This is a genomic window from Amaricoccus sp. W119 (genome assembly GCF_047275745.1).
Classification (GTDB): Bacteria; Pseudomonadota; Alphaproteobacteria; order Rhodobacterales; family Rhodobacteraceae; genus Amaricoccus.
Map to the genome: position 1 here is coordinate 235,306 of NZ_JBKQWU010000003.1, position 7,255 is coordinate 242,560.

Here is a 7,255-nt window from a genome sequence, read left to right on the forward strand (position 1 = left end):
TCCTTGATTGGTCCGCGTCGCGCGGGAGGTGGCGGCACCCCTGCGCGCCCGCGGTGCCGCCTCGATCAGGGCGCGGCCACTTCGCGAGGGGCCGCCTCCCGCAGGGCGGCGAAGCGCTCGGCCATCGCGGTGATCGTCAGGCTGGGATTGACGCCGATATTCGCCGGGATGCTCGAGCCGTCCACGACATAGAGGCCCGGCGCGCCATGCACCTCGTGATTGGAATCGATCACGGAGTTCCCGGCGGAATCGCCCATGGGGCAGCCGCTCAGGATGTGGGCGGTGGTCGTGGTGCCCGCGAGAGATTCCGTGAGGAAGTTCATCGGCTGGCCACCCGATGCCCTGGCGAATTCGCGCGCGACCTCGTTCGCGGGCGGCAGGTAGCTGGGCAGGCCCGCGCCGGGCAGTTCGTCCGAGCACAGCATCGGCTTGAAGGGCGAGAACCAGCGCTTGCGATAGCGCAGCTTCACCGCGTTGTCGTGATCCTGCATCACGGTAAAGACGGTGATGCGTTCCTCCCAGTTCTTCGCGAAGAGGTTTCCGAGCATGAGGCGCGGATTGGTGACCATTCTCCACAGCGTTTTCAGCGCGCGTCGGCCGGGCCTGTGGCCGTCGACCAGCGGTCCCATGTAGGACTTCATGAAGCGGTAGCCGCGGTCGAAGCGGTTCTGGGTGATATGGGTGTGCTTGTCGGGGTAGAAGTCGCTGGAGATCGCGGTGCCGTCGACCATGTTCTGGCCCTTGGGATGCAGCACGGCGGTCAGCGCCTCGGAATTCGTCCGCACCACGCCACCCAGCGTCTCCGAGATCCCCGGCAGCGTGCCGAAGTGATCGCGGTTGCGGAACAGCAGATCCACCGTTCCGACCACGCCCGCGGCGGCGATCACCCTTCTGGCCGTGATCGTGTCGAGCGCGCGACCGCGGACGGGATCGACGAAACCGACGCGATACCCTCCGCCCGGAAGCGGCTCGATCCTGTCGGCCTTGCGGTCGGGCATGATCTTCGCGCCCTTCCTCTCCGCCAGATAGAGATAGTTCTGGTAGAGCGCGTTCTTCGCGCCGGTGGGGCACCCGGTCAGGCAGCCGCCGCAGAAACTGCATCCGACGCGCTTCGGGCCTTCTCCGCCGAAATAGGGGTCGTCGACCTCCTTGTCGGGGTCGCCGAAGAACACGGCGTTGGGCACCGGGCCGTAGGTGTCCTCGGCGCCCATGGCGCGGGCGGCCTGGCGCAGGTATTCGTCCTGCCGGGTCAGATGCGGGTTGACCGAGACGCCCAGCATCCGCCGCGCGGTCCTGAGGTGCGGCGCGAGCTCGCCGCGCAGGTCGATCCCGAGGCGCTTGACCTGGGGATCGTCGTAGAACTCGTCCTTGGGCGGCAGCATGACCGCGCCCCAGACGAGACTGCCCCCGCCGACGCCGACACCGCCGACCACGTTCACATGCCTGAACATGTGCTGCGCGAAGTATCCGCGCAGTCCGAGGGCGGGCATCCAGATGAGCTTGAACATGCTCTTCTTCGCGGCCTTGATGTCGTCCGTGCCGATCCTGCGGCCCTGTTCGGCCACCGCGACGCGCCAGCCCTTCTCGCTGAGGCGCAGCGCCGAGACCGAGCCACCAAAGCCGCTGCCGATGATGAGATAGTCGTAGTCGTGGCTGGCGCCCGCGGCGGGGACTTCCAGGGCTTTGTCATTCGTGGTCATGTCTTTCCTCCCGGCCGTTTGCTCGTGGGCCCGGCCTTTCGTCTTGCGGAATTGCTGGATGAGGGTCCGGGAAGGAGAGCCCGGCCCCGGTGCCGTTCAGCGGCGCTTCAGGAACCTGGCGGCCGAACTCGCGAGGCCACCCCAGGGCGGGCCCATCCGCTCGAAACCGTTGATGAAGCCCACCTTGTGAACCGAGCGCGCGTGGCTCAGCCGGCGGAAACCGTCGATGCCGTGATAGGCGCCCATGCCGCTCGGACCGACACCGCCGAAGGGCAGCATGTCCTGACCGACGTGCAGGATGGTGCCGTTGACCGTGACCCCGCCGGAGATGGCGCCGTCGAGGAGCCGTTCCTCGGTCGCCTTGTCCTTCGTGAAGATGTACATCGCCAGCGGCCGGTCGCGGTCGCGGATATAGGTCAGCGCGTCCTCCAGCGTATCATAGGGCTTCACCAGCAGGACTGGGCCGAAGATCTCCTCGTTCATCAGCACGCCGTCCTTCGGCGCGTTGATGACCACGGTGGGGCCGATCTTGCCGGCCTGGCCCATGCCCTCGTCCTCGTGTGTCAGCACCGTCGCCCCGGCCGCGCTAGCCTCCTCGATGGCATCGACCAGCCGCCGACGGTGCCGTTCGGAGATCATCGCGGTATAGTCCGGGTTCCGGGCCACGGTCGGGAAGGACCGCTTCGCCTCTGCGATCACGGCGTGGGCGAAATCCTCGACCTTCGCGCGGGGGACCAGCGCATAATCCGGCGCGACGCAGATCTGACCCGAGTTGGAGTACTTCCCGAAGGCGACGCTCCGCGCGGCCTGTTCCAGCGGGTAGTCCTCGGTCACGATGACCGGCGACTTGCCGCCGAGCTCCAACGTGACCGGCGTCAGGTTCTTCGCGGCCGATTCCATCACCTCGCGGCCGACGGCGGTCGAGCCGGTGAAGACCAGGTGATCGAAAGGCAGCGAGCTGAAATACCGCGCGACCTCGACGCCGCCGGTGATGACGGTCAGTTCGGCCTCGTCGAAATGCCTGGCGACCAGCGTGCGCAGCAATTCGGCGAAGCGCGGCGTGAATTCCGAGGGCTTGATCATCGCGCGGTTGCCGGCCGCCAGCGCGTCGACCAGAGGCGTCAGCGCGGTCTGCAGCGGAAAGTTCCACGGCGCGATGATGCCGATCACGCCCAGCGGCTCATGGCGGATGCGGGCCGAGGCGGGCTTGAAGGCCATGTCGACCGGACGGCGCTCGTCGCGCATCCAGCGCTTGAAGTTCCTGCGCGTGTGGCGCAGCGCGTTCAGCACGGTGACGATCTCGAAAAGCTCGGTCTCATGGTTCGAGCGGTTGCCGAAATCGGCGCCGATCGCCTCGACGAAGGCGGCGTCGTTCTCGACCAGCATCTTGCGAAGCCGGTCCAGACGGTCGCGGCGGGTCGCGTAGCTGGCGGGCGGCTCGTCGCGCGAGGCGCGGTACTGAAGATCGAACAGCCGGTGGGCCTCTTCTTCGGGATGTGCGAAGGAACTCTTGGCATTGTTCCACATGGTTGATCCTCCCGGATACATGATCTCAACTATCGAGGTCAGGATAGGCCGGGCCGGGCTGCGCCGCTTAACGCCGGGCCGCGGATTTTTATCTCCACACGACAGGCTCGGGCCTTGAGTCGTACCTCGGGGGCCGGGGGCGCGGCGGCGTGCCGAGCCGCAGGCGGCGGCCGGTCCGGCCACATTGTCCGCTCGGATTTCTGGGGGAAGACAGCGCGCTGCCGGTTGGCGCGTCGATGCCGATACGGGGATCAGGCCCGCCCCCTGATCACCAGGGGTCCCGCGCAAGCGGTTCCGTGCTCAAGGGCCGATGATGGGCCGGCGGGGCCGTGACCGAAGTCCACATCGGGCTCGTCTCGCAGCGAGGCGATTCCGCCGCTCCCGCGGAACGACAGGATCGCCGCGCCGCCAGAACGGCCGGGCTAGGCGGCGGCTGGCCGGCCCGCCGCTTCGGTCAGAAATTCTTCTATCCGCCGGGCCGTCCCTTCGGGATCGGTCAGGATGAAGAGGTGGCCGCAGTTCATGACTTCCAGCCGTGCGTCGGAAAGACGCGAGACCAGCATTCGGCCATTCACCAACGGCACGATCGGATCGTCGTCGCCCATCATGACGAGGACCGGTACCCGGATGCGGGGCAGCCACAGCCAGCTCGTCCAGCCGACCCCGGCCAGAAGCTGATAGAGATAGCCGCGCTGCGAATTCGGCTTCATCGCGGCGGCATGCCGGCGGATGACCGTATCATCCTCGCGCAGCCTGCCGCCATAGAGCGACGGTCCGATGCTCAGCATGTAGTCGGGCATGGTGTAGCGCTTCGGCGTGGCCAGTCTGGCCAGGACCTTCGGATTTCCCGGCACCATCACGAAGCCGGCCGAGGTCGCGGCGAGGGTCAGGCCGCGGCCGCGCTCGGGGAAATCATGGACGAACTGCTGCGCCAGCGCCCCGCCCCAGGATACGCCGAACACATCGACCTGAGCGATGTCGAGCCGGTCCAGGAGACGCGCCGCGAGGCGCGCCACCCAGGTCATCCGGTAGGGCAGCGACGGCGCGGGAGAGCCGCCGACGCCCGGAACATCGAAGGTGAGGATGCGCGTGTCCTGGAATGCGTCGGCGAAGGGGACGGCCGTCTCAAGGCTGGCCCCGATGCCGTTGAACGCGAGAAGCACGCGCCGCGCCGATTCCGGACCGAGCATCGCGTAACGCAGTTTCTGGCCGGAGATGGTGGCGGTTCGGCTTCCGGCGACGGCTGTCTCGCGGATCTCAGGCGGGTTCATTGACGTAAGTCCCCGGTGCCTGGCAGATCGGTCGGTGCCTGTCGGAACCGGGCTTCCCGCGGCCATCGACCCTGCCGTCCGACCGCGCTTCCAGCCAGCCCTGCCATGTCGGCCACCAGCTTCCCTCATGCTTCCGCGCGCCGGCGAGGAAGGTCTCGGCGCTGTCATGCTCGCCGTCATTGACCAGGAAACGCGCCTTCGGATTGCCCGGCGGGTTGATCAGCGACTGGATGTGGCCCGACTGGCTGAGGATGAACTCGGACTCGCCGCCCAGCAGGGCGCGGGTCAGATAGCAGCCATCCCAGGGGGTGATGTGGTCGGTCTCGCCGCCGACGAGGAAGGCATCGCAGGTCACGTTCCGCGGATCCAGTTCATGGCCGTCGACGATCAGCGCGCCATGCCCCATGCCGCCCTTCTGCAGCAGACGAAGCAGATCGCCATGCAGCGCGGCGGGCAGGTTGGTCGTGTCGGCGTTCCAGTACAGGATGTCGAACGCGGCCGGCTCGTTGCCCAGCAGGTAGTTGTTGACCCAATAGGCCCAGATCAGATCGTTCGGCCGCAGCCAGGCAAAGGCGCGTTCCAGATCCTTGCCGCCGAGAACCCCCTTGGAGCGCGAGAACAGCTTCGCAAGCTCCAGCGTTTCGATATTGGCGAAGAGCCCCATGGAGGTGTCCTTGCCGCCCGCCACATCCAGAATCGCGACGAGAAGCGACAGACTGGCGGCGCGGGTATCCCCCCTCGCACCCCAGAGCGAGAGCAGCAGCGCGGCGGTGATCCCGCCCGAACAGGCGCCGACGACGTTCAACCGCGCGCCGCCGGAGATCTCGCATGCGGCCTCCGACGCGCGATCGAGCGCCTTGATATAGCTCGCGAGACCCCAGTCGGCCTGTTCGGCGGTCGGGTTGCGCCAGCTCACGATGAAGATCTGATGCCCCCGCTCCAGCAGGTACTCGACGATCAACGGCCCGGCGCCAGATCCCAGATGTAGAACTTGTTGATCTGCGGCGGAACGATGAAGACAGGTGTCTTCAGAACCGTGTGGGTCTTGGGCGCGTACTGGATCAGCTCCAGATGATCTTCGGCGTAGACGACATGGCCTTCGCCGCGGGCAAGATTCTCGCCGACGGCGAACTTCGACTTGTCCACCATCGAGGGCAGGCCGCCATTCTCCAGCATGTCGCGGATCAACTGCTGCGCGCCCTTCCAGAGGTTCCGCCCGCCCTGTTCCAGCGTCGTCTTCATCGCCGTCGGGTTGCCCATCAGGAAATTGGTCGGCGCGATCGCATCGACCGCGAGGCCCGTCAGGAGACGCGCCCGCAGCTTGTCGCGCTCCGAGATCCCGAGGCTGTCGACCCAGTCGTACGTCGCGCGCGAGAACGCCAGGTAGGACTGCATCAGCGAGCGATAGCCTGGGTTCGAGTTCCAGACCGGATCACGGAAGCGCTTGTCGTCCTTCTCGGGCTGGACCTCGGATGCGCCGGAGAGGCTCTTCGACATCTCCTGACCCGCGGCCAGATACCGGCCCATCGCCTTCATCGGCTGGCTCATCGCCGACAGGTAGAAGTTGCCGAACGCATGGCCCAGGTCCGCGGCGCTCTCGATCCGGCGGGAGGCGGCGTCGCGCCCCTCGCCGATCTTGCCGAGCTTCCGGCGGACGGCCCTGCCTTGGCGGAGGACCGGTCGCGCGCCTTCCGGGCACCGCCCTTGGCGTCGGATCCATCGGATTTGGCAGACATCTTCTCCTCCTCCTCTTTTCTCAGGCCAGATCGCGCAGTTCGCGGCGCAGGATCTTGCCGACGTTCGACTTGGGCAGCGCGTCCACGAAGATGACCCGCCGGGGCACCTTGTAGCTCGCAAGCTCGGTCCGGCAGTGGGCGATCACATCCGCTTCGGTGACGTCCGACCCTTCGACGCGCACGGCGAAGATCCGCGCGGCCTCGCCGCTCTTCTCGTCCGCGACGCCGACGCAGGCGCATTCGGCGATTCCTTCGCAGGCGGCCACGGAGGCTTCGACCTCGTTCGGATAGACGTTGAAGCCCGAAACGAGGATCATGTCCTTCTTCCGGTCGACGATCCTGAGGAAGCCGCCCTCGACGAAGGTGCCGACATCGCCGGTGCGGAAATAGCCGTCCGGCGTGAACGCGGCGAGGTTGGCCGCGTCGTTGTTCCAGTAGCCGCGCATGATCTGCGGCCCCGCGGCGCAGATCTCGCCCGCCTCGCCCTCCGGCACCTCGTCGCCATTGTCGTCCAGCAGCTTGATGTCCGTCGAGCAGACCGGAAGACCGCAGCTTTCGGTGAAGTGCGCGACGTTCATCGGGTTGAGGCAGAGCACCGGAGAGGTTTCCGAAAGCCCGTAGCCCTCCTTGATGTGATGGCCGGTCACCGCCCGCCACTTCTCGGAGGTCGCCTTGATGACCGCCGCGCCGCCGCCGATGGCGACCTTGTAGTTCGAAAGATCGACCTCGCCGATGCGCGGATGCAGCGCCAGCCCCTGGAACATGGTGTTCACGCCCGGGATGACCGAGAACTTCAGGTCCTTGATCGTATCGATGAAGGCATCGGAGTCGCGCGGATTCGGGATCAGAACCTGTTTCGCACCCGAGGCGATGTAGGCGATCATCACCATCAACCCGAAGATATGGTAGTGTACCGGGGCACGGATTTGAGACAGCGCTTTGCGCCGGTTACGCCGCCAGTTTGACCGTGGCGGCTTCGGTTTCAAGGCCGAGTTGCGCGGCCCGGATCTGATCGGGCGTC

Annotated in this window: 6 protein-coding genes; all 6 read right to left on the reverse strand. The window is 66.7% G+C overall.

Annotated features, from left to right (window positions below; translation table 11 throughout):
• Nucleotides 1-65: 65 nt before the first annotated feature.
• The 6 genes from ACLJK8_RS04090 to ACLJK8_RS04115 all read right to left on the reverse strand — a co-directional run bounded on the left by ACLJK8_RS04090 (nt 66) and on the right by ACLJK8_RS04115 (nt 7,220).
• Nucleotides 66-1,700: an FAD-dependent oxidoreductase gene (locus ACLJK8_RS04090; RefSeq protein WP_413148819.1), complete on the reverse strand. Its 1,635-nt coding sequence runs from the start codon at nt 1,698-1,700 to the stop codon at nt 66-68.
• Nucleotides 1,701-1,796: 96 nt separating this feature from the next.
• Nucleotides 1,797-3,227: a coniferyl aldehyde dehydrogenase gene (locus ACLJK8_RS04095; protein WP_413148820.1), complete on the reverse strand. Its 1,431-nt coding sequence runs from the start codon at nt 3,225-3,227 to the stop codon at nt 1,797-1,799.
• Between the two features lie 422 nt (nt 3,228-3,649).
• A complete protein-coding gene (gene phaZ, locus ACLJK8_RS04100) occupies nt 3,650-4,498 on the reverse strand; it encodes a poly(3-hydroxyalkanoate) depolymerase (protein WP_413148821.1) in 849 nt (282 codons plus the stop codon).
• On the reverse strand, nt 4,485-5,459 hold the full coding sequence (locus ACLJK8_RS04105; RefSeq protein ID WP_413148822.1) for an alpha/beta fold hydrolase: 975 nt from the start codon (nt 5,457-5,459) through the stop codon (nt 4,485-4,487). Before ACLJK8_RS04105 ends, phaZ begins: the two co-directional genes overlap by 14 nt.
• Nucleotides 5,456-6,025 (reverse strand): hypothetical protein, encoded by a 570-nt coding sequence (locus ACLJK8_RS04110; protein WP_413148823.1) that lies wholly within the window; start codon nt 6,023-6,025, stop codon nt 5,456-5,458. Before ACLJK8_RS04110 ends, ACLJK8_RS04105 begins: the two co-directional genes overlap by 4 nt.
• 229 nt (nt 6,026-6,254) lie before the next feature.
• Nucleotides 6,255-7,220: an AMP-binding protein gene (locus ACLJK8_RS04115; protein ID WP_413148833.1), complete on the reverse strand. Its 966-nt coding sequence runs from the start codon at nt 7,218-7,220 to the stop codon at nt 6,255-6,257.
• Between the last annotated feature and the right edge of the window lie 35 nt (nt 7,221-7,255).